This window comes from Vibrio qingdaonensis (assembly GCF_026191675.1).
Lineage (GTDB): Bacteria > Pseudomonadota > Gammaproteobacteria > Enterobacterales > Vibrionaceae > Vibrio > Vibrio qingdaonensis.
The window spans coordinates 56,750-80,438 of sequence record NZ_JAKRRY010000005.1; the positions used below are offsets into that span (position 1 = coordinate 56,750).

A 23,689-nucleotide genomic window follows, 5' to 3' on the forward strand; every position below is an offset into this window, starting at 1 on the left:
ATACGACTATGAAACCATTATATTTAGCGTCGATCATTTCTGGCGCACTGCTTTTGTCTGCCTGTGGTGGTGAAAGTGAACTGTCTGGAACCCCAACCACCGCGGCTTATGAACAACACATTCAAGCCCTGCTCAGTAAACCAACCAAAGTGGTGTATACCCTTCAGGGCGCAAACGCCGATGTTCCTTTTCCAACCTTTGCGCTAATGAACACCGTCGATGGTACATTAGAAATTCCGACAGGTGGAAATGACGCACTGAGCAACCCCATCGCAGCAATGGGACAAACTGATGGGTGGTCCACCACCTCTCCTATTGCAATAAAATTCGACAAACCACTAACAAGCACGCCCGCTGCCACATCAGTCACTATGGTTAAGCTGACAAAAGGCTTAACTTCAGACTCACCGTTACCAGAAAAGTTACTGACTTATGGTGTTGATTATGTACTGAAAACACAGGGTACAACTCTCATCGTCATTCCTCTTATAGACCTTACTGGCTCAAGTGAATATATCATTGCTGTTAACAATACCCTGCTGGACGCCAACGGGGATTCGGTCGGTACCTCTCAGAGCTACGCGGCGTTAAAATCCCAAACCAAAATTTACAGTGAAGGATCGCTCGCAACGGTTCAACAAGTTGTGCAAGGGGTTGAGGCACTGATCCACGCCGGTAGCGCTGGCGCTATCGACCCCAACAGCATTGTTTATTCCACTTGGTTTTCTACCCAATCTATTGGTGCCACGCTTTATGCAACCAAAGGGATGCTTGCGGCGGCACAAGACCCGACCAAATCCTACAGCGATATTTGGAAAGGATCAGCAAACCCAAATAATGCCGACGTTAACCGGATTGGTGAGATGACCTTTTCTACACCCGTTGACCTTGCTACCGCTCTCGCGAGCGACGACAACTTCACCACCTACTTAGGGCTTTCTAACGATACACGAAATGCTGTGATCGCCAATTACAATAGCGTCGCTGCAGGTACAGTATCGGTGACAAAAGGGACGATTACACTGCCCTATTATTTGGAAACGGGTGACAGCTGGAATACCCAACCATTTGAATCTGGCACGGATAGCCTCGCGATCACTAAAAGTATAATTAGTGATAGTGCTGAACAAGCGAATTTTGCCGCGCAACTTCAAGCGAACAATATTAACCCAAGCACATTTTTAACTGACCCAGAATCACTGTTAGCCGACTTAATGGGGCTATCTTTCACTAAACTCGATGGCAGTGTATTTGATTCAGAACGTATCGTGACACGATACTCACCAGTACCCGCCGTCAAATCACTACAAGACGTCAATTTTTTGCTTTACACCCCCACCAGCGCAACGATATCTGGCATTGTGGTGTATCAACACGGAATCACATCAGCGAAAGAGAACTCTTATTTATTTGCGACCAATCTAGTAAAAGCCGGTCAAGCCGTCATCGCCATTGATGCGCCTCTTCACGGAGATAGGCGTTTACCCAACGGCGCATCCGCGCAACGCGATGTCACTGATTACATGAATTTAACGGTACTACCCGTGGCGCGTGATAATATTCGTCAATCCATGTTGGATATCATGACGCTTAGAATGGCATTATCGACCAATCAAGCCATGTTGCGTTTTATCGATACCCCACTCGCCGCGCTACCTTCAACAATCACAACCCCTCCAACCTTCATTGGACACTCATTAGGGGGAGTATTGGGCGTACCTGCTATCACTCAAGCCAACGCGCCACTAAATGCGTCTGTTGATCCACTGTTCAGGTTTAATCGTGCTGCGTTTGTTAACTCAGGTGGGCAGATCGCCAATCTTTTGCTAGGCTCCGATTCTTTCGGCCCACTGGTCACTCATAATATCGCCTTGTCTGCTGGCATCGGCTACGACACGTTCGTCAATTCACGCGCATGCGATCAATTTGCCGCCGATCCTGATACCTATTTTGACTCATGTCTAAGCGCATTTAAGCTTATTTCACCTATAGAAAATACCGCAAAAATATTAACCACGAATACCGAGTTCAGTTACGCGGTTCAAACCGTGTTGGATACAGCTGATCCATACACACATGCTTCTACGTTAAAGGCGATTGCAACGCCAGTATATATGGCTCAGGTTAAAGGCGACGGAACCGTGCCTAACAACGTACCAGGGTATATTGATCAAGGCCAAGGCGTCAGTAAATATGTCCAACAGTCCATTTTCGCCGGCACCGAACCATTAGCCGCTAAATTGGGTTTAACGGTGGTCAGTAGTAGTCAAGGCGGGTCTGCCGAAACGACGCCGTTTGTGCGCTTTAGCGCCCTTGGGCAACACAGTAGTTATATTTCGGTTCAAGATACCAGAGCCTATTCCGATTTAGCTCATCATCAGGAGATGCAAAGCGAAGTGAGCTCTTTCATTGCAACGGGCACAGCGCTCATTTCTAATTCTGCCTCTGTTTTAGAATAACGTTGATGTAGCGCTGAAAGCAAAGCACGGCACCCTGCCGTGCTTTTCCGTTTCTATGTCACACTTTTCGCTAAAACCATGTATAATGCGCGGCTATCAATCCGGTGATACTAAAATTAAGTACCACAGAATAACCATCGGACGAGGCTTTCGCCCGATCTCACCAAAATAAGGGTTAAGTATGTCTACTGAAGCAACGATGCTAGAGCGCTGTGGAAACAAATGTGAACTTTGTGCGGCGGAAACGTCACTCTCTCCGTTTGTTGTCGCACCTCATTCGCACGTGACCGTTGATCACGCAATCATGCTTTGTGAAACATGTTCAAGCCAAATTGAAAATCCAGAGTCAATGGACGTTAACCACTGGCGCTGCCTAAATGACAGCATGTGGAGCCAAGTTGCTCCTGTTCAAGTTGTGGCATTTCGTCAACTGCATCGCCTTTCAGCTGAAGGCTGGGCGCAAGATCTTCTCGACATGATGTACATGGAAGAAGAAACAAAAACATGGGCTGAAACGGGCCTAGAAAACGATGGTCTAAAACACGTTGACTGCCACGGTGCACCATTACAAAAAGGTGACACGGTCACAATTATCAAAGATCTTCCAGTTAAGGGGTCTTCAATGGTGGTTAAAATTGGCACCATGGTACGAAACATCGGCCTTGCACAAGACGATCCAGAACTGTTCTCAGGCAAAGTTGAAGGTCAATCTATGTGGCTACGTTGTGAATATTGCCGTAAGAAGTAGTGTGTAAAAGTAGTTCGCAGATTAACACTGTCAAAAGCGCCTTAGGGCGCTTTTTCGTTTCTAACCCAACTCCCGTAATATCCATCGCATTATAAATTCAAGTAAGTACGAATTGCGAGATGATCAGATCCAGCTACGTGTGTAAGCGCCTCTCGCTGACAAATTAACAGCTCTTGATCCTCAGCCCTCACCCAGAGATGATCAATGGCAATAATAGGTTGAAATGGAACAAGCCAACGCTCAAGAAAAGAAGGCCAACTGACCACTGGTTCAGTCTGAAATTCTGGCATTAATGCAGTAAATCGAGCCGTTGTGCTCGCTAAATTGAAGTCCCCCACCACAAGTGTGGTATCCAAAGGCGAACGTTCCGCTTCACGCATCACATCTTGTAGTACCTCATTTCGTTCTACCCATAGTTGTTCCGTTCTTGGGGACGGCGGATGGGCTGTAATTAAGTACACATCTTTATCTGTAGTTGCGCGCCAAATTACTTTCAGGATTTTATGTCCAGAGCGTGATGCTATTGAGTTCATTCCATATAGTGGTTGTTGACTCAATATCATTTGACCACTCGGATACCCAACACGACGCTGTCCACCAAATTGATAAGGGTACAGTTCGGTGAGGCCTTTCAACTGCTCACCATGGCTGGGAGACACTTCTTGAAGAATAAGAATTTCGGGTCTATTTGTACGAACGTACTGAATAAAGGAATCCAGTTGAGGATTGCCATAATACACATTGTATTGCACCACCGACACCTTATTTCCCTCGCAAGTTTGCCCCCCATTAAAGACAATAGGACTAAGAGGAAGCAACCAACTCACCGCCAATAGCAGGCTCGTGCTGGCAAGGGTACGCCTCTTTCTTACAAACAACATCAATGCAATACAGAGATAAAACACTGGCAGTATTACGATAAAGGATGCGGCGTTCTCTAACATCCAACTATTCGGCAAATAGTAGGCACAAATACCAATTATGGTCGGTATCGCTACATAAACGATCCACATAATCCCTCATCCTCCATTATCGTATCAGATAATTTCAGTCTAGGTGTGGATAAGCAAGAGTGTTAACGAGGTTCGGCTAGACAGGGCAATAATAGCGAAGGATAGAGGATTTGTTTAAATAATGAGACGCTTAAGGCACCGCAACAGTGCCTCTATTTCAAGATAGACTTTCTTCTGGTTGGTCATTTTCTTGGTAGTCCGATAGGATGATCCCTACTTCCATTGCATCCATCCACTCTAATGCATCTTCGTGCGTTGCTGTTTCCATAATATCTTCCTTTTTTGCCCGACATTAACGGCGGTCACCGTGTGGGCACTCATCATTGAGTTGTAACTAACTTATATGACGTTCCAATTAAACCCAAGCCTTAATACACAATATTTGACACATCTCATTGTTAAACGATTGCTTCGCCTACTTATTGACCAATAAAGCCAGCCTGTAAATATATGTATACATGTAGTGATAAATAATCTTACATTTCGCTTGTTTTGACATTTAATTGTCTACATAATCACTACTCATCCAGATAAAAGCGCTCTAAACCTAGCAGACAACTAGTCGGTATCACTTTAGAAAGCCATAACGTAAAGAAATATTTACATGAAATCAAAAGTTATTGGAAGCACACTCATTATTGCGGGAACGACTATCGGTGCAGGTATGCTAGCCTTGCCTATCGCGTCTGCTGGTATTGGATTCGGCACCTCATTAATCATTATGATGGGCCTTTGGGCACTGATGGCGTATACCGCGCTGCTAATGGTTGAGCTTCACCAGCATGCCGATCATTCCGCAACGTTGCATACGCTCGCAAAACAAATTTTAGGTAAAAAAGGTCAATACATTGCGAGCATCGCTATGCTGGTGTTATTTTACGCCTTATGTGCTGCTTACATTGCCGGTGGCGGTGGTCAGTTTCGTGAACGTGTGGAAATGGTCTTAGGGGTTGAGCTGTCGAGCACCGTCGCGACGCTTATCTTTACTTTCCTCGTTGCGTTAACTGTTGCGCTGGGAACACACGCTGTCGACAAACTCAATCGAGTTCTGTTCACCATCAAGCTTCTCGCAATGGGTGGCGTGCTTTTTCTTCTGGCACCGAGTGTCACTCACTCATACCTGCTGAGCATGCCAGTACAGCAAGGGTTAATCCTTGCTGCAATCCCTGTTATCTTCACCTCATTTGGCTTCCACGGCAGTATCCCGGCGATAGTCAACTACCTTAAAGGTGATACTCGCTCACTGCGCAAAGCGGTCATGATTGGCTCAAGCCTTCCACTCGTCATTTATATCTTTTGGCAAGTTGTCACGCTTGGTGTCGTCAGTCAAAGCAACTTATTGGACAACACAGGTCTTAGCAACCTTATCGCATCCTTAGCCCAAACTGTACATATTGATAAGCTAGCAACCGTCATTGGTGTGTTTGCCGATCTTGCCTTGATGACGTCTTTCTTAGGGGTGAGTTTAGGGTTGTTTGAATATCTTCGTGACCTCGGTAGCCGCTACAATACATCAGTAAACACCACGAAAAACACGATAAATAGTAATAATGGTGAGGACCAGGACGTAGGGACACTTACTACCAAGCAACGTATTATCGCCGCGCTGGTTACTTTTATTCCGCCGCTTTGCTTTGCCCTTTTCTATCCACAGGGCTTTATCATGGCACTTGGCTACGCGGCTATCGCACTCGCTACCCTAGCGATCTTTTTACCAGTAGCAATGATAAAGAAAGTACGCAAAACGTCGGTAGACAACGACCAAGCTTATGTTGTTGCTGGTGGGCAAGTGGCGCTAAACCTATCTTTTGCGGCTGGGCTAATCATCGTCGTATCACAGGTATTAATTTCGATGAATGTCCTGCCTAGCTTGTAAATATCGACACTAGTCACATTAACAATGTAAAAGCTCTCAAGAAATTACATCTTCGCCGATATCAAAGATAGCATGTAGAACAGGAGGCCTTCATTCGAAGGCCTCCTGTTCATTTGTCTATTCAAACAAATTATAAGAAAGCAGCGGAGTCTCTATGAGAGAAGTTCAATTTAGAAAAATCGACTCAATATTTATTAAAATGTCGATAAGCGATAAGGTTTGGGTACTTTTTGCCCTCTTTTTACTTGCCCTATCCTTTACTGCGATAAATCGCTACCAAGATGCCATCATTCACGCGGAGCAGCTAGCGATCACGGCAGCGGAGTCACGCTTACAAGGTTACCTTGAAACAACGTCAAGTCCTGAGGAGCTTCGCGCTCTAGGTGTAACGTCGGCATCAGCCCAAGCGAGCTCCATCAATAACGGAACCGTACAGGCCGTTGCACAAGCAAATAATGGCAAACAGTACGGCTTACATCACTCTGCATCTATCAGCATCGAAACAGCCAAATCTAATGCGCTAACCTCTCTTGCTCTGACTTCTCTTTGGGTACTACCATTTGGTATTTTTGCGTATTGGCTAAGCACCTTCTTAGGTGGTGCACTGTGGACACTTTACGCCACCACCAAGAAAATTGCTGATGGCGATCTCACTTCAAGGTTGAACTTTGTTGCGGGTCGAGACGAGTTTGGCACAATTGGTGTCGCACTTGATGACGCCATGGACACGCTAACCGAACTTGTTGTCACCGTAAAGTCTTCTGCCACCAGCCTAGAACAAACTTCAACGCAATTTCATTCCGAGATCGCTCGTAGCAACAGCCAAATAAGCAGCCAGTATTCCTCGCTTGATTCTGTTGCGACCGCGATGGAAGAAATGACAGCATCTTCACAAGAAGTCTCTACTATCTCTCAGCAGTCTAACCGACAAGCGGAAGATGACGCAAAGCAAGTAGAACTAAGCGACCAAAGGGTTCAACAAGCAATTGGTGATATCAATCAACTGTCTAATTTCATCCAAGAAGCTTCTCACTCGGTTTCTGCTCTCACAGAAAATACCACGCAGATTAATGAAGTGATTACCACAATTAATGCCATCTCCGAACAAACCAATTTATTGGCACTCAACGCCGCTATCGAAGCTGCCCGAGCTGGAGAGCAAGGTCGTGGGTTTGCGGTTGTCGCCGATGAAGTGCGTACTCTCGCCAGTCGAACTCAAGCCGCGACCGTTGAAATACAAGCCATGATTGAAAAACTACAATCTGAGAGCCACAATATCGCCTCGATTACTCAACAAACCGTTGAACAAGCTCAATCAAGCAGCGCGCTAATTTCTGATATTGGTCATGATATCAATTCAATTTCTGATTCAGCCCAAGCGGTAATGGATATGAGCACCCAAATTTCCACCTCAGCGACGGAGCAAAGCTCCGTCGCATCAAGTATTGCAAGTGAACTCAGTGACATCCGCTCACAGTCAGGGACAATTAGAGAAATTGCACAGCGAAGTGAAGCCTCTATTGCGACGCTTTCGGAAGCCACACGCTCACTCAGCGAAGTTCTTATCAGATACCGTACTTAGTCGTTTTTTTGGCGACGCTGGATCAAAAAGGAGAGCACCTGCTCTCCTTTTCTATTTTTAGTTCTATTTTTAGTTCTGTTTCTGTTTCTGGCATTTTTTAACATGCTACTAAAAAATCACCAAAAGTAAGCTTTGGGATCTTTTTCAATTTCTCGCATAATCGCCGTAAGGTCATGGCTTTGAGATAAAAATGGATACGGAACCCATTGTGATTCGTCGTCTTCGGAAGGAATCGATAGATGCCACGTCTTATCCAGACTATCAAATTCAACTTTCGCAACTGGATTGGTATAATCAGAAAACGTTGAATCGAGCAAATAATGGGCATTAGAAAACAACACACCGTCAGGAATCGTTTCAAATAACGACTTGCCCAGCTCAACCGGGATACTTTTATTTCGGTTCATGCATACCATTTCAGCACAGCGTTCCAGCCGACATTGGGACATTTGAATTAGTGTCATACACGCTCACCCTTCTATCTCACTGTTAGTTAATATAACTGTTTTTCCGAGATTTTGTTACAAGCCCAATCTCGATGTCGCTAAATATAATGACCGAATGCTGAGTTCTTTACCTCAATCACAAAAGTGTCATACAAACGACATATGATGTGTCGAATCGTTACTTTATATGGAGTTATTCTATGCTACGCGTCGCTATGGCCGCCCTTATTTCAATTTCAGCCACTTCCTTTTCTTATGCTGAAGAAGTGAATATTTCCGGTTCTACCTCTGTCGCCCGAGTAATGGATGTGCTGGCTGAACAATACAATACCTCTCATAAAAACACGTTTATTGCCGTTCAAGGTATTGGCTCAACAGCAGGCATCACGCTCGTTGAAAAAGGCGTCGCCGACATTGGTATGAGCAGTCGCTACTTAACCGAGCGAGAAAGCAGTGAAGCATTAGACGTCTTCCCTATTGCTTATGATGGTTTAGCCATTGTGGTTAATATCACCAACCCGGTACCTAACCTTTCTCGTGAGCAAGTTTTTGATATCTATAAAGGCAAAATCACCAATTGGAAACAAGTTGGTGGTGAAGACAAAGCGATTGCTGTCGTCACTCGCGAAGCCTCTTCAGGGACTCGTTACAGTTTTGAAAGCCTGTTGGGCTTAACTCGAATTGTGAACGATAGATTGGTCTCTGATATCAATCCAACGAATTTAGTTGTGAACAGTAACAGCATGGTAAAAACCATCGTGAATCATAATCCGCATGCTATTGGCTTTGTTTCTGAAGGATCTGTCGACCGTTCCATCAAAGCGATTCAATTTGAGGGTGTCGAAGCGTCAACTGAAAATATCGCCCAAGGAAAGTACAAATTAGCGCGTCCATTCTTGTTACTACATAAAAAAGATGACATTGATGACGATGCGGATAAGTTCATTAAATATGTACTTTCAGATAACGGGCAGGCATTAATTGCGGAATACGGCTACACCCCTATCAAAAAGTAATCTCAGTCACTTGTGTATTCACGATAAAAGGAGAGCAACGCTCTCCTTTTTTATTGCTTCTAAAATAGGCAAAGTTAGTCATTTCACATCTCTACCTGACCTGCTATGTTGTAATTTGGTTTGCTATTACTCAACTCAGGAGAGTGTTTATGATTACTACAACGACTCAAAGCATTGAAGGCAAAAGAATTGTCGCCTATAAAGGCGTAATTGCAGGTGAAGCAATTTTAGGCGCAAATGTTTTTAAAGATATGTTTGCCGGCTTACGCGATATTGTTGGGGGTCGTTCGGGAACTTACGAAAGAGAATTACAGCGCGCTCGTGAAATCGCTTTGAAAGAACTGCAAGAGAAAGCTCATGATCTCGGTGCGAATGCGGTTGTTGGCGTGGATTTAGATTATGAAGTGCTGGGTTCTGGTAATGGTATGTTGATGGTCTCCGCAAGCGGCACCGCCGTCGTTATAGACTAGCCATAGACCAGTTATCAACTAATTACCGCCAGTTACTCATCCCCCGTCACTTTAGAAAATAGGCAGCAAAATCGTAATTTTGCTGCCTAAATAAGCGATAAACTATGAGTTATGAGCTATGAGCTATGAGCTATGAGCTATTCGAACTCTGTCAGTACTACTGCTTCGTCACGCTCACTGTCGGTTTTGCAATCTTGTCATCTTGCAGATAACGCGCATCAAACACAAAGTTATACTTACCCGCTTCTGCGACCGTAAGCTTACAATTCTCACCGTCACCCAGACTTAGAGAACCTTCACCTAGCGTCGCGGTACCACAACCGACATTCGGTGCACTCCAACTCGAATCCGCAAATTTAAATTCATGTGTCCCCGTTTCTAACGTTGCTGATAGCTGATACAAGCCATTGCCGACAAATCTCATCGCCCAGTCACTATTATCAGCCCAGCTATTCATACTCCCTTTAACGTACACAATGGTATCGCCAAATGGAGGAATCGAATCCACGTCTTTATCTGACATATCTACGGGCAGGCCTGCACCTTGAGCGCCCGATTGTGGTTGAACAAACACCGCCGTTGTTAATGCGGGTACCGAGAAGGTTCCATCACTAAACGAAGCCGATTGCACCGTCGCGTCCGCCGATGTTTTCTGTACGCTATGTAGTTCAAAACCTGTGACGCCCGATATGACCGCATCTTGCTGAGTGGATGTCGAGTTAATCACAACCACAATCGCGTCATAATTGTTATCGAGATCTACCCCTGCCGTTGTTCCATCATCAATGGTCATCACAATCAAACCTTGGGTTTGGTCCTTGCCCACATTTCGGAAATCGACACGGTTCATCACCTCTTCCGCGCTGTTTAACCTAAACAATGGACTCTCGCTGCGGATGGTTAATAATTCCAAAAACTGCGCTTTCGTCAAGGCGATATCGCTTTGATCAGGCTCTGCGGTCGTGTCAGCTATGATGGTTTTAATTAACCCCCAGTTTGCCCCGTCTTTATCTTCTCTTGGTAAACCCACATTCCAGTTGTTGTCAGAGCCGTCAAAACGAACTCGGTTATACCAATCACCTGAGTCATAAGAATCTCGCTGCATAGACTTAGAACGCAGTAATTCCGAACCCATATGGATGAATGGAATCCCTTGCCCTAACATAACCGTAGACAGAGAAACACTTTGCATGCGCGCTCTGTCGGCAGACGATGTGCCTGTCGCAATCTTATACGCGTTATTGTCCCACAGTGTTTGGTTATCGTGTTTTGACACATAAGAAATGTTTTCTGATGGGAACTTAGTATAACCAGCTGGTGCGCCGTTATAGTCCACATCTTTGCCTTTTTTAGTGCTCCCTGTGTAATCAATAAGAACGTAATCAGCTAGGTTTCCAGCCATACCTAAACGCACAATATCTTGGTTATGAAGCATAGCCTTGGTAGTTTCTGGCGAGCTTGTCACTTCTTCGTTGATATACGCCGCATTACCAAATCCTTGGTTGAAACGAAGAGGATGCTTGCCCTCAGTGTTTTGTCCGCCGTCAAACGGACTCCCGCCTCGAACTGCGTCGCGCAGTCTATCTGAGAAAGTACCGATCTGAGTACCCGCCATGTTTAACTGATTCGCTTGATCAAAACGTGCATTATTGGATACTTCACCAAAATCCCAACCTTCACCATAGAACAGTGTATTAGGGTCAATTTCACGTACGTCTTTCAGCGCTTGGATCATTACCGAAGCAGGTTGATGTCCCATCAAGTCAAAACGGAAACCATCTACTTTGTAGTCATCTGCCCAAACCTTTAGCGAATCCACCATCAACTTACCCATCATTAGGTTTTCTGTTGCCGTGTTATCACAACAGGTTGACGTTTCAACACCACCAGTATTCACATTGAGTCGGTGGTAATACCCCGGGACAATTTTATCCAGAACAGACTTTTCATTCACTCCTGAAGCGTTGGTATGGTTGTACACCACATCCATGACCAGCTTTAGTCCCATGTCGTGTGAGGCTTTCACCATTTCACGGAACTCTTTGATACGAGCCGCGCCTTTCGCATCCGTGGCATAGCTTCCTTCCGGTACCGTGTAATGATAAGGGTCGTAACCCCAGTTAAAGCTGTCGAGCATACGTAGATCATTCATCAATGCTTGCGCACTGTCTGTCGCCGGATCATAGCTTTCTAACAAATCTTCTATAACCTGGGAGGAATCCCCACTCGCACACACCGAAGCCGAAGGTGAAGCCGCGCACAAATCGCCGATGGTGTCGGTAATATCCACGGTTTTTTCTTCATCAATTGTCGCAATATCAAAAGCAGGAAGAATATGAAGTGTAGTTAAGCCTGCATCTTTAAGCGCTTGCAAATGGGTAACCGATTCACGAGTTGGCTCAGTTAATGCCATGTATTTTCCGTTCAGCGCCGCTGTGCCTAATGTGTCACTAAAACTGAAGTCCCTAATATGGGATTCATACAGAACATGATCTTCATCGTTCTTTACAGTCGGTCTTACATGTTCGGCACTACCCCAACCCTCTGGCATCAATGCAGGATCGTCTAAGTTAACGACATGAGAATAGCGAGAGTTAACTGAAAGGCTAACAGAGTATGGGTCGGTAACTAAACGCTCTTCAATGACTTTCGTCGTAGGATGATACACTTTGACATTGTAGCGATAGAACTTACCCACCGCGCCACTAACCACATCCGTAGACCAAACACCGGTATCGCTATTTTCAGTCATCGCAACGGTTTGCTCTAACTGTTTGTCAACGTCGTAGATTTCCAATTGAACACGCTGAGCCGTTGGTGCCCAAAGCTTAAAGTTCGCATCGTTACCTGTCACGATTGCACCCAGAGTTTCATTGATAGCATTGCCGGTATTTTCATCTACAAACACGGCGTCGAGCACGCCTGGCTTTTGTACCTCTGTCGCCGCCATCACTTCATCATTACTGTTGTAAGCCACTACGACAATTTGCGATTTTAAAATGGTTCGCAGTAGCTCGTCAGTCGTATTTAATGCGACTGACTTTACACTTCCTAGGTGTCTAAATCGTTTTTTTAACGCTTCCGACAAATCGCCTTGCACCGTCATGTCAACGGCAGTGCCACCTACTATGTTCCTGTCTTTATCCATCGTGATGGCGGCTGTTTCACTGTAAAACAATTTCACTTTCTGAGCACTGGCCGCCGCTTCCCACGCAAGCGTGTCCGCATCTAGCCAGTGCGCTTTTTGCCCATCGATAACAACGGGACGATCGGCAATAGGTTTGTAGTACAACTCACTGCTACCATGGAAGCCAAATAGACCCTTGCTTTCATCAAGATTATTAAGCAGCACTTTTGAGTTTGCACTACCAAAGGCTTTTTCATCACCTTTGTGCAAAATGAAGTTCATACAGTTGTGAGGATCAGATGCATCCGGATTAACATTCAATACATAGTACGCACCGTAAGTATCACTGACACCATCGGCTAGCTTAGGTGCCCCCCAAGCAGTCCCTCCATCGGCGATCCCCATTGCTTGTAGATCGGTACTGGTACAACCCTCACCGTTCCATAAATGTAAGCCCCAGCCGTCATAAGGTGACCCGGAAGCTGCAGCAATATCTTGTTTATAATAAACCACGACTTCGTTATCACCCGCTTGATAAAGGCCACTAATATTGCTGCCATTATTTCCGCCTGAGTTACCACCTGCGTTATCACCGCTGTCATTACACCCTGCGATTACGGCGACGGAAAGTATTGGAACTAAACTTTTGGCAATCATCGATAATTTGAATTTTTTATTGTCCACTTGGCAAACCTATTTGTTATTGATTATTTAAATTGATGTGCAGTACAGCCTCTATGTTAAATAACAGTGGCAACAACAAAATGAGAGGAAGGTTTGTTAACTTTTTGTATCTGAGAAAATTACCGCCGTCTTGGACAACTCTCACACTCTAAAAGCCTAAATAGATAGTTTAATGAGATCTCTGACACAGAGTTTTGGCCGTAAACCTTGGGGCGTAGTCAGCAAGGATGAGTCTCTTAGGCGTAGATTTCAGCCTTCAATGAGAGAGTTAGCTCACCTTTGGTGAGGCACTTTATTATTATCTAAAATTAAGATCCTAGCGTCAATGTGACCCACCTAAACAGGTGGCGCAATAACAAGAGTGATTGTTATAAATGAAATAATTGCGTCTAAAACTATGCACACTTAACGTAAAACTAAGCACTTAATGTAAGACTATAGGTAGAAATGAACGTGCCTGTGTAGCGTCTGAAGAAGGTTATCAGGGTTACGAATGTCGCGGAAGCTTAGCTTGAATAGGGAAGCATTAAGAAATGGAGGCGCCTCCCGGAGTCGAACCGAGGTCCACGGATTTGCAATCCGCTGCATAGCCACTCTGCCAAGGCGCCTTTTTATGTCGTATTTCTAAGTTCATTATGTAGTGAGAGCTAACGGTTGTTAATCACACAATAATGAGATGGTGCCCCGGGCCGGACTTGAACCGGCACAACGCGAACGTCGAGGGATTTTAAATCCCTTGTGTCTACCAATTCCACCACCAGGGCATACATATAATGCTTGGAAACACCATCGCTCCCGCATTGAAATGCGGCAACGTTGAGCACTATATTCGAATGAGAATTATCGTCAAGCAAAAATGTTAACTTTATGGATTACCTGACGAAAACTCCAGCAAGCTGGATGAATCCTCTTCATATTCAAAAAGAAAGAGATAAATCAATGCCTTTAAAGTCAGATATTAATCCAACCGCAATACCAACAAACAACCCTCTTTATAATTCTAATTCAGGGCAATCACCAGCACCGACTTTCACTCCCTAAGATCGCTTACCGTGCAACCAATGTAGATTAAGGTTTTCAAAATCCTAATCTATTACTCTGTGGAGGCCATCAACTAAGATAATGACAAAATTGAGGATAGTGACAATCGCGTTCAACGTGTACCTCTGCGCTAGTTCGCGAAATAGAACGCTATCATGTTGATTTTTAGAAAGCTTTTAACTTGTTTTGGAGTCAAGATCACCTTTGGCTAATTTATTTTTGGCCCTGTAGATACTAAGCTTTTGAAACAGTGAACTTTAATTAACATAACTGTAAATAAGCATTATCAACCTCACTCAATCATAAAGGACTGTGCAAATGAGCAAAGTGAACAAGGAAGTAGAATCACTTAATCGACGTAATTTCATGAAAGGTAGTGCGGGCGTAGCCATTGCTGGAGTTAGTAGCACCCTGTTTAGTTCAGTGTCGAACGCCGACGAGCTCGACTCCCAGTGGAACTCTCATCGCCACTCAACAGGCAAAGCATTTTGGACCAATATTAAATCCCAATTTATTCTCGACAATTCAACAACGTACATGAACATCGGCACTACAGGGTCTATGCCTAAACAAGTGTTAAAACACTATAACAACAACAACAAAACCGTTGCAAAATACCCTTGGGATATGGACGGAAAATTTGGTTCATGGCCCTATGTCTCAGACATGGTGTCGGATATTGCTGCAGGGTTTGGTGCAGACCCAAGTGAGATCATCTTAAGCCGAAACACGACCGATGGAATGTGCTCGATAATCAACGGTCTTAACCTGCAATCTGGTGATGTGATTCTTACTACACATCACGAACACATCGCTGCAATGTCACCACTGAATATGGTAAAACAAAGGTATGGCGTTGAAATCATCGAGATTCAGTTGCCAATTTATACGGGCAACGAGCCTGTCACAGAACAAGATTATGTAGAAGCGTTCCGCGAAGCGATTGAACAATACTCTAATATTAAGCTTATTACTTTCTCGCACATCACCTATAAAACGGGCACGCGCCTACCAGCGAAAGAAATTTGTCAGTTGGCGACACAAAGTCAGATACCTACCCTTGTTGATGGCGCGCATACAATAGGCATGCTCGACCTCGATTTCCATGATCTTGATTGTGATTTCTACGCAGGTTCTGGGCATAAATGGCAATGTGGCCCCGGGGCCACTGGTATTCTTTACGTCCGTGACAACATGAACCGAATCAAAGAATGGGCTAATGGAGAAAAGCCTTACTGGGCAATAAACTCGTCATTGGGCCATTTAGATTATTTGGGTATTCACTATCAACTCCAATATGTTGGCAATGATAATTACCCAGCAAAACAAGCTTTGGCTGACAGTTGTAAAATGTGGGACGATATCGGCCGCGCTCGTATTGAAAAAAGAGTGCTGGGACTTGGCTCACTGTGCAAAGAGCTTTTACAAAAGACTCTGCCAAATGTCTATATTTTTTCTCCCAACGTAACCGGCCTGACCAGCGGCCTCACTACATTTAACCCGTTTGAACTTAGTGTGCCCGAAAGCGTACTGACAGAGTTCAGGGATCGTTTACGAAAACAATATGGGTACATAATCCGTACAACAAGTTTTAAATTGGAAATCGGGGGGCCCGATACTTATTCATTAAGGATCTCTACTCACCTATTCCATGATGAAAACGATGTAATTGGTCTGATCAATGCTATTCAAGAGCTGTATTACGACATGGCATAGCTACGATATGGCCTAGTTACGATATGGCCTAGTTACCATACGCCCAATATTATATTGGGCGATTATCACCTGAGCTTTAAGAGGTTTACTATGAAAGTTACTCTATCGTATAGTCAAATATCGGCGGCTTTTGCCACGGTTGCTCTGACCTTTTTTAGTTCAGCACTCTTAGCTGATGATTTGGAAGAAATACAAAAACGTGGTGTTTTACGACACCTTGGGGTCTCATACGCCAACTTTGTTTCCTACATTGACCAAAATGACTTTCAATATTTAACCGGATTAGATGTCGAAATTGTACAAGGGTTCGCGGAGTCAATCGGAGTGGAGTATCAATATGTACCAGCACAATGGAATAATGTGTTCGGCAAACTAATAGGGCAAGATGCTCAATTTACCAACAATGCACTAACGCTAGGAAAACAAGTTCCAATTGAAGGCGACTTAATTGCCAACGGCGTGACAATCTTAGAATGGCGAACACAGATTGCTGACTTTTCCACAGATTACTTTCCATCAGCAGTATGGTTGATAGCAAAAACAGAATCCGACTTGAAACCCATTCAACCATCAGGTTCGAGCGCCAAAGACATCGTACAAGTTAAACAACTGATGCGGGGTAAAGATGTACTTGCAATGGAACATTCTTGTCTCGACCCCAATTTGTATCAACTTTATGATACAGGTGCCAATATCATTCTTCCGGAACAACAAAGAAAGCTCAGTGAAATGGTCCCTGCTGTACTAAACAGTAACGCAGAAAGTACATTACTCGATGTACCAGATACGCTAATTGCACTAGAAAAATGGCCTGGTGAAATTAAGGTTATTGGACCAGTGTCAGAAGAACAACGGATGGCTGCCGTTTTTCGCAAAGACTCTCCGAATCTCAGAATTGAATTTAATAAATACTTATCTAAAATTAAAAAAGATGGAAGCTACAATAAACTTGTCGAAAAATACTATCCATCCGTGTTCTATTTTTATGAAGGTTATTTTACAGAAGGTAGTAAATCAAAACTATGACTATAAATGTAAAAGCCAATCGATTGATATTATTAGCCTCTCTATTGCTGGCAGCTTACTTAATGTTAATTCTTGGCGTTACTAACTTAGGTCAGACTCGTTTAGAACAATCTCAACACCGCGAACTTGAGTTAAAAGTGGGAAATTACGCCAGTACTTTAGAGTATTTCTTTTACGTCACCAATGAAGATATGGATACGCTGGTCGAAGACAGAGTAATGCATGCCTTCTTCGCAAACTTAGCATCAGGGATGTCCATGCAGTATGGCTTAGGGTCGAGTATCCTAAGGCTAAAGAACAAACTTGTTGCAACGCAAAAAAACAAAACCATCAATCAAAAGAACATATATGACCGTTTTGCTCTTGTTGGGCTTGATGGTTCTATCATTGCCGATACCTACCCAAAATCAAAACTGCTATTTAATATTGCTCGCCTTAAGAACAACAAGTCAAGTGATGTGATAATTCGAACAGTCAATCGACTGGGTAACAATGAAGTTCAGCTTGTTAAAATGGTGACTCAATCTGGGCTTCCAACAGCCTACTTAGTCGCAATTCTCAACAAAGACGTTATTTTTGAACAGTTGACGGCTCAAGAAAGTAAGGACAGTCAAAGTAGGATTGAACTGGTTTCCGAAAATGGCCACTCTTTTGTATGGGACTCATTATCAGGAAAAAATCCAACATCTGAGCCTAATAGCAATGCGACGATTAACTTTTCTATTCCTATCAAAAATACGCCTTTCGTTTTAAATAATTGGTTTGAATCTGTCAACGGAAAAAGCATATTAACCTCTAGCTGGTTTATTATTAGCCTATCCTTCCTAGCGCTACCTGTTATGTTTGGTTTATTTTATATTTTTATAATTAATAACGCTAATATCATTTTAAGAACAAAAGTGACTGAATCAAAAAAACAGCACGCTATATTATCGGTAAAAAATCATCAACTCTTAGACGAGATAGAAAAACGGAAAATATCAGAAGAAAAGCTCTCCTATCAAGCCACTCACGATGCCCTAACCGGTTTGCCCAACCGCAGTTATGGTAACCAACAACTAGAAAGTGAGATAGAAAAGGCTGGCGTAAACAACTCAAGCTTACTGGTAATGTTTATCGATCTCGACAACTTCAAACAGATAAATGATACCTTGGGTCACTTAGCCGGTGATGAAGTGCTCAAGCAAAGCACTTCCCGCTTAATGGATTCTGTTGGCAGCTCAGAGCTATTGTCTCGTTTAGGTGGTGACGAATTTTTACTCATTGTCCCTAACCTCAATAACCAAGTATTGGCCAAAGACTATGCAACCCAAGTATTGGCCCTTTTCAATCAGCCATTCAACTGGAATAACCAAGATTTTTTCGTTTCCATCAGTATTGGAATGTCTGTTTACCCGCAAGATGGTCAAAATACAGAACAACTCCTCGCTAATGCTGATATGGCCATGTATAGCGTTAAACAAGATGGTAGAAATGCTTTTAGCTTTTATAGTTCAGATATGAGCAGTAATGTGCAACGGAGTTTAAGCTTAGACGGACGACTGCGCTATGCGATAGCCAACAACGAACTGGAAATTTATTATCAACCGATCCTAAATTTACGCACTAATGAAATCATTGGCGCAGAAGCGCTTATGCGTTGGAATGACAAGAAATTTGGTATGGTGCCGCCCGACGAATTTATACCTTTATCAGAGAAAAATGGCCTAATCCATCAAATTGGTGAGTTCGCTATCATGACGGCTTGTCAACAAGCAGCGCTTTGGCAAGCCATCGCTCCAATACACATGTCTATTAACTTTTCCAGTGTCCAATTTCGATTTTGCGATAAGTTGTTTACGCAAGTTCGCTATGGATTGATGAAATCGGGGTTGCCCGCAGATCGACTCGATATAGAAATCACCGAAAGCCTACTTTTCAACCACAACGAAGAAGTCATCAGCCTGCTGAATAAATTACAATCCATGGGCGTGAAATTAACCATCGATGACTTTGGCACCGGTTATTCAGCGTTAAGCTATCTTCAAAAATTTCCGTTTGATCAACTAAAAATTGATCGTTCATTTTTGAAAAATATCCGTAAAAATAAATCTGACCGCGAGCTTGTCAACGCGGTGATCGCCATGGCAAAAGCGCTAAACTTAAAAGTAATCGCAGAAGGTATTGAAAATCAATGGCATGTTGATTATCTCAATTCCATTGATTGTGAGTATGGTCAAGGGTTTCATTATAGTAAGCCAGTACCTGCTAAAGAGTTTGAGCGCCTACTTAGAGACAATGCCAACAAAGCATATAGAGAACCTCTCAAGCTTAACATCGTGGAATAGAGGGGAATCATTGGCCACCAGCCAAACTTTAGGCCAGTCAGACTGAACTCGAACCACACGAGCATCAAGGTGAGTTACTGCTATCACCTTTAGTTGATTACCTAATTACTATGCCACTACAAATAATTCCCTCCGACTCGCATTTTTTACTCAGTATCGTACTTAGCAAGCTGAGCTTGCGTAATAATATGGAAAACTTATCGATATACTCGTCTCAGCCCCCTTAAAAAATCTCCCTCGAACAGTACAAAAGTTCAAGTTTGCTAGGCAAATAATCATATTGAGTAAGCGACGTTTAGAATGAACTAGCGTTATTTTAGGGTGCGGTTACAGGTGAGTAAATGATTCGAGATTGTATCTTAGTCGTTTGAATACCAGTCACGCTAGGCAAACTTATTATGCTGCTGGGAATGATGGATTCATGCACACAAAACTTAAAGGGACATTAAGATGATAGCCATGTGGCGAACCGCAGATAGTAATTTTTGGCGTAAAGTATGCAGTATCGCTATTCCTGTTGCTACTCAGTCCATCCTATACTCCTTACTATCCTTAGTGGATGCGCTTATGGTGGCTCCTTTAGGTGATAGTGCCGTCGCTTCTGTAGGGCTAGGCGGTCGAATTGTGTTTTTCAACTTACTTGCCATTTATGGGTCGTGTGCAGGCGTGACTGTATTAGCAGCACAATACTTTGGCGCCAATGATATTTTAGGTGTGAAACGTTCTTTAGGACAATCGATAATTATGTCCGCTATCGTTTCATTACCTTTTGCTTTGCTATATACAGTCGCACCTAGCTGGGTCATTGGTCTAGCGAGTAACGATGTTGAATTTAATCAAATGGCGACGGACTATTTGCTATTTACTGGTTGGACTATCTTGCTCACGGCAATTGTTGTTCCTTTAGAGTCCATGTTTAGGGCGGTTGGCGAAGCTACTGTGCCCACGTACATCAGCATATTTGCCAGTCTATTAAATGTTGGGTTGAATGCACTATTAATCTTCGGACTATACGGGTTTCCTGAAATGGGGGTTGTTGGGGCTGCAATAGGTACTGCAATATCACGAGTAGTGCAAATGCTGATCTTAGGTTGGTACTTATATAGTCGCCGGCGCCAATATTGTCCGAATAAACACGATGTAAAGAGCGGTCTTACTCTAAAAGCTCGCCAACTCTATCTCAAAATTGCGTTTCCGGCATTGCTACAAAACGGCGGCTGGGCGGCGGGTATTTTAACTTATAGTATACTCATGGGGCACATTAGCGTGGGCGCGCTGGCTGTAGTGAGTATGCTAAGCCCCGTGGAAGCCGTGATACTCTCCCTCTTCTACGGAATAAGTGTCGCAGCATCGACTCTCATTGGCCAGGAGCTGGGAGCGGAACGGTATCAACGCGCATGGTATGTCGCTTGGCGACTGATTATCGTTGCGGTTATCTTAGCTTTCTTTATTGGCCCGCTGACTTACCTGTTAAGGGATGATATTCAGCAAGTCTTGAATTACATGAATACGCCACAACTGGATGTCGCGATTCAGATATTACTAATTATGGCCTTCGCTGTTCCATTGCGGGCTCTTAACATGCTTGGACTGTCGGGGGCATTGCGTAGTGGCGGGGACATGAAGTACGCACTCTTTATCGAGTTATTTGGCCTTTGGGGTATCGGTATTCCAGTTGCAGTATTCACGATTTTTGTTCTTGGGTGGCCGCTAAATTGGGTAATGGTCGCGATCCTACTAGAAGAAGTCGTCAAAGGATGCTTAGTTGTACACCGAATCTTTGCTAAACGTTGGCTAACCAACTTAGTTAATGAACCAGCTTAGTTAATGAACCAGCTTAGTTAATGAACCGGCTTAATTAATGAGCTAGCTTCAACGTAAACGTAAGGTTGATATCGGCGTCAGATACTAACAATAAGTGAGAGTTACTGTCGATAAGTGCCACTTCTACGTGAAATGGCACTGGCGCTCTCTAAAAAGCAGGGAAGCTTTTCTAACAATACTCACTGTTATACCCTTAGTTTGGCTAACTTAACTGTATTGTTGGATAATAGACAACCTTCCCATCTTCAATTAAGTCATCTAAATTGACTCTTTCATGTCGGATAATTAACTCTTTAGAAAGATCATGACGAATAGGATTTGATAATAGTTCGTTCACAGGGAACTTAACGAGTGCCTCCTTGCTTTTCATACAATAGTCTATTAATTGAGTATCGGTATAGCGAATTATCCGGTCCATAGCTTCACAATTAGCTAAATACTCAGGGTTCTCTGCAACCGTCTCGTAAGTTGTACGCTTATGGTAAAGGTGATAAACGGGATTTTTGAACGTTTTAAACTTCAAGAAGCGTTCAATTTTGTAAGCAAAAACGTCATCTTCTCCTCCCCACCCCCAGAACTCTTCAGGCCAGCCGCCAATTTGAACAAAGTTTGATTTTCGAATCAGTACCATACCGCCACTAAAATTAAGAAAATCTCTACACTCAGATTTATCTTTTTCAGCAATGGGATAATTTAACTTCATGTCGGGTGAGTTATGAATCATCTCACTTAAATCTGCAGGAAGATCAATAACGACATTAAAGGGATTCACTGCCTCAAATTCCTGTTGGCAACTGATGATACATCGGTTTAAATCTTCTGGGTCAATAATAATATCAGAGTCAAGAAATATAAGCACATCATGGCATGCTAGAATAGCGGCTTGATTCATGATTTTACTTTTATTAAATGGCTCAAGTTCATTTCCTACATAAATTTGGTTAATGGTTCCTGGTTTGAGTGAAAACTCGGTCTTAGAGCCATGTTCAGCCAGTATTATTTCACAATTTGGATAATTGGTAATTACCCATTTCAACGTAGAAAAACAGTTTTTTTCTCTTTCACTACTTGCGTTCCTAAATGGAATAATAAAAGACACCACACTTTCATTCATTTATTTACCCTCTATTTTCAACTCAAAGCAGGTTGTTCAATTAAGTTTGCTTGCATCGAACCATGCTCACTCCCGTTTTGCAAACTGTGCTTTAACGGAGAAAAACCATTAAAACCGACAGTAGCAAAACTCGCAGAATATGCGCCACATGAGAGTATTAATACAGGGTCCCCAGATTGTAGATCTTCAGGAACGAGAATTTGACTAGTCTCATCATTAATCACATCATACGAGTCACACGTTGGCCCAGCAACAATTGCCGGTACTAGCTTACTGTCCTTACGCTTGGGGAAGCGCATTTTATATCTGATTTTGTCAGTTTCAAATAAACCATTAAATACTCCACAAGACAGATATAACCACCTCTCTCTAGTACCACATGGTTGAATCCGCTCAGATAAACGCACCACATGCGCACGAATCATACCACTATCAGCAACAATATAGCGGCCCGGCTCAGCGATAAAACGTAAGGAGTACCCTATATCTTTTTGCAGCCGCGACATATTTTCACGAATTGTGCTAAATATTTTTTCTTCTGGTGGAGATAATTTATTTCCCTGCTTATCTAAATAGCCACTGCAAGGGAATCCGCCCCCTAAATTAATATACTCTAACTGTATTCCTTTAGATTTTAGGTTAAGCAAAACCTCTCTCCAGAGAGTAAATAACTGTTCCCATGCTGCAACTTCCATTTGTTGCGAACCAACATGTGCAGAAAGCCCCGCGGGCTTCAAACCGCTTCTCTTTGCTTCTATTAAAACTTGAACCGCTTCCTTTCCTGAGCAACCAAATTTTCGACTTAACTCCCACAATGCGCCTTTGCCTTCATTAGCAATACGACAGCAAATTCGGCTGCCACTCGCGAGACGTGCTATCGCTTGAACATCGCCTATGTTATCGGTCACAAAATCACGAATATTTAAATAATAGGCATGACTAATATCTTTGTCCGACTTAATGGTATTGCCATAGTGGATTTTACTAACATCGCATCCAGATTTAATTGCTTGTAAAATTTCATTCACTCCTGCAGCATCAAAACCAGAGCCTTTTTCAACAAGCGACCTCAATACGCCATCAACCGGGCATGCTTTGATAGCGAATCGTATATCTACACCAGGTAGTGCATGCGATAACCTATCATATTGACGCTCTATTCCTGCCAAATCGAACGTAATGGCATCGAAATTATCATCATTATCTTCTTGATACTTCAT

The 23,689-nt window shown here is 43.4% G+C and carries 16 protein-coding genes and 2 tRNA genes; 11 read left to right on the forward strand and 7 right to left on the reverse strand.

The window, feature by feature from the left end; translation table 11 throughout:
- The first annotated feature begins 8 nt into the window (after positions 1–8).
- Complete coding sequence (locus tag MD535_RS06020) at positions 9–2,459, forward strand: VolA/Pla-1 family phospholipase (protein ID WP_265673977.1); 2,451 nt, start codon at positions 9–11, stop codon at positions 2,457–2,459.
- A gap of 181 nt (positions 2,460–2,640) precedes the next feature.
- Positions 2,641–3,207 (forward strand): alkylphosphonate utilization protein, encoded by a 567-nt coding sequence (locus tag MD535_RS06025; protein ID WP_265673978.1) that lies wholly within the window; start codon positions 2,641–2,643, stop codon positions 3,205–3,207.
- Positions 3,208–3,296: 89 nt separating this feature from the next.
- Here the strand turns inward: MD535_RS06025 and MD535_RS06030 are convergent, their stop codons facing one another.
- Positions 3,297–4,220, reverse strand: a complete 924-nt coding sequence (locus tag MD535_RS06030) for an endonuclease/exonuclease/phosphatase family protein (RefSeq protein ID WP_265673979.1) — start codon at positions 4,218–4,220, stop codon at positions 3,297–3,299.
- A 604-nt stretch (positions 4,221–4,824) separates the two neighbouring features.
- Between MD535_RS06030 and MD535_RS06035 the strand changes: the two genes are divergently transcribed.
- Positions 4,825–6,096, forward strand: coding sequence for an aromatic amino acid transport family protein (locus tag MD535_RS06035; protein ID WP_265673980.1), 1,272 nt, complete (start codon positions 4,825–4,827; stop codon positions 6,094–6,096).
- 154 nt (positions 6,097–6,250) lie between these two features.
- Positions 6,251–7,678 carry a methyl-accepting chemotaxis protein gene (locus MD535_RS06040; protein WP_265673981.1) on the forward strand — a complete coding sequence of 476 codons (1,428 nt, stop codon included), beginning with the start codon at positions 6,251–6,253 and terminating at the stop codon, positions 7,676–7,678.
- Between the two features lie 116 nt (positions 7,679–7,794).
- Here the strand turns inward: MD535_RS06040 and MD535_RS06045 are convergent, their stop codons facing one another.
- Positions 7,795–8,142, reverse strand: a complete 348-nt coding sequence (locus tag MD535_RS06045) for a DUF3024 domain-containing protein (protein ID WP_265673982.1) — start codon at positions 8,140–8,142, stop codon at positions 7,795–7,797.
- A 182-nt stretch (positions 8,143–8,324) separates the two neighbouring features.
- On the opposite strand from MD535_RS06045, the gene MD535_RS06050 reads away from it, so the two are divergent.
- Positions 8,325–9,140 (forward strand): phosphate ABC transporter substrate-binding protein, encoded by an 816-nt coding sequence (locus tag MD535_RS06050; RefSeq protein ID WP_265673983.1) that lies wholly within the window; start codon positions 8,325–8,327, stop codon positions 9,138–9,140.
- A 149-nt stretch (positions 9,141–9,289) separates the two neighbouring features.
- Positions 9,290–9,610, forward strand: coding sequence for a heavy metal-binding domain-containing protein (locus tag MD535_RS06055; RefSeq protein WP_265673984.1), 321 nt, complete (start codon positions 9,290–9,292; stop codon positions 9,608–9,610).
- 157 nt (positions 9,611–9,767) lie between these two features.
- Here the strand turns inward: MD535_RS06055 and pulA are convergent, their stop codons facing one another.
- From pulA to MD535_RS06070, 3 genes are all read right to left on the reverse strand, one after another.
- The gene (gene pulA / locus MD535_RS06060; RefSeq protein ID WP_265673985.1) at positions 9,768–13,421 is read right to left on the reverse strand and encodes a pullulanase-type alpha-1,6-glucosidase; all 3,654 of its coding nucleotides are present in this window, start codon (positions 13,419–13,421) and stop codon (positions 9,768–9,770) included.
- A gap of 534 nt (positions 13,422–13,955) precedes the next feature.
- A tRNA-Cys gene (locus tag MD535_RS06065) sits at positions 13,956–14,029 on the reverse strand.
- 69 nt (positions 14,030–14,098) lie between these two features.
- Positions 14,099–14,185, reverse strand: a tRNA-Leu gene (locus MD535_RS06070).
- A gap of 103 nt (positions 14,186–14,288) precedes the next feature.
- On the opposite strand from MD535_RS06070, the gene MD535_RS06075 reads away from it, so the two are divergent.
- From MD535_RS06075 to MD535_RS06095, 5 genes are all read left to right on the forward strand, one after another.
- Entirely contained in the window at positions 14,289–14,462 is a 174-nt protein-coding gene (locus MD535_RS06075) for a hypothetical protein (RefSeq protein WP_265673986.1), read from the forward strand.
- Between the two features lie 318 nt (positions 14,463–14,780).
- Positions 14,781–16,178: an aminotransferase class V-fold PLP-dependent enzyme gene (locus MD535_RS06080; protein WP_265673987.1), complete on the forward strand. Its 1,398-nt coding sequence runs from the start codon at positions 14,781–14,783 to the stop codon at positions 16,176–16,178.
- A gap of 90 nt (positions 16,179–16,268) precedes the next feature.
- Positions 16,269–17,204, forward strand: coding sequence for a transporter substrate-binding domain-containing protein (locus MD535_RS06085; protein ID WP_265673988.1), 936 nt, complete (start codon positions 16,269–16,271; stop codon positions 17,202–17,204).
- Positions 17,192–19,531 carry a putative bifunctional diguanylate cyclase/phosphodiesterase gene (locus MD535_RS06090; protein WP_390902900.1) on the forward strand — a complete coding sequence of 780 codons (2,340 nt, stop codon included), beginning with the start codon at positions 17,192–17,194 and terminating at the stop codon, positions 19,529–19,531. Before MD535_RS06085 ends, MD535_RS06090 begins: the two co-directional genes overlap by 13 nt.
- A 450-nt stretch (positions 19,532–19,981) precedes the next feature.
- Positions 19,982–21,355 carry an MATE family efflux transporter gene (locus tag MD535_RS06095; protein WP_265673990.1) on the forward strand — a complete coding sequence of 458 codons (1,374 nt, stop codon included), beginning with the start codon at positions 19,982–19,984 and terminating at the stop codon, positions 21,353–21,355.
- Between the two features lie 202 nt (positions 21,356–21,557).
- Here the strand turns inward: MD535_RS06095 and MD535_RS06100 are convergent, their stop codons facing one another.
- Positions 21,558–22,469, reverse strand: a complete 912-nt coding sequence (locus MD535_RS06100; protein WP_265673991.1) for a galactosyltransferase-related protein — start codon at positions 22,467–22,469, stop codon at positions 21,558–21,560.
- A gap of 17 nt (positions 22,470–22,486) precedes the next feature.
- The gene (locus MD535_RS06105; RefSeq protein ID WP_265673992.1) at positions 22,487–23,689 is read right to left on the reverse strand and encodes a type III PLP-dependent enzyme; all 1,203 of its coding nucleotides are present in this window, start codon (positions 23,687–23,689) and stop codon (positions 22,487–22,489) included.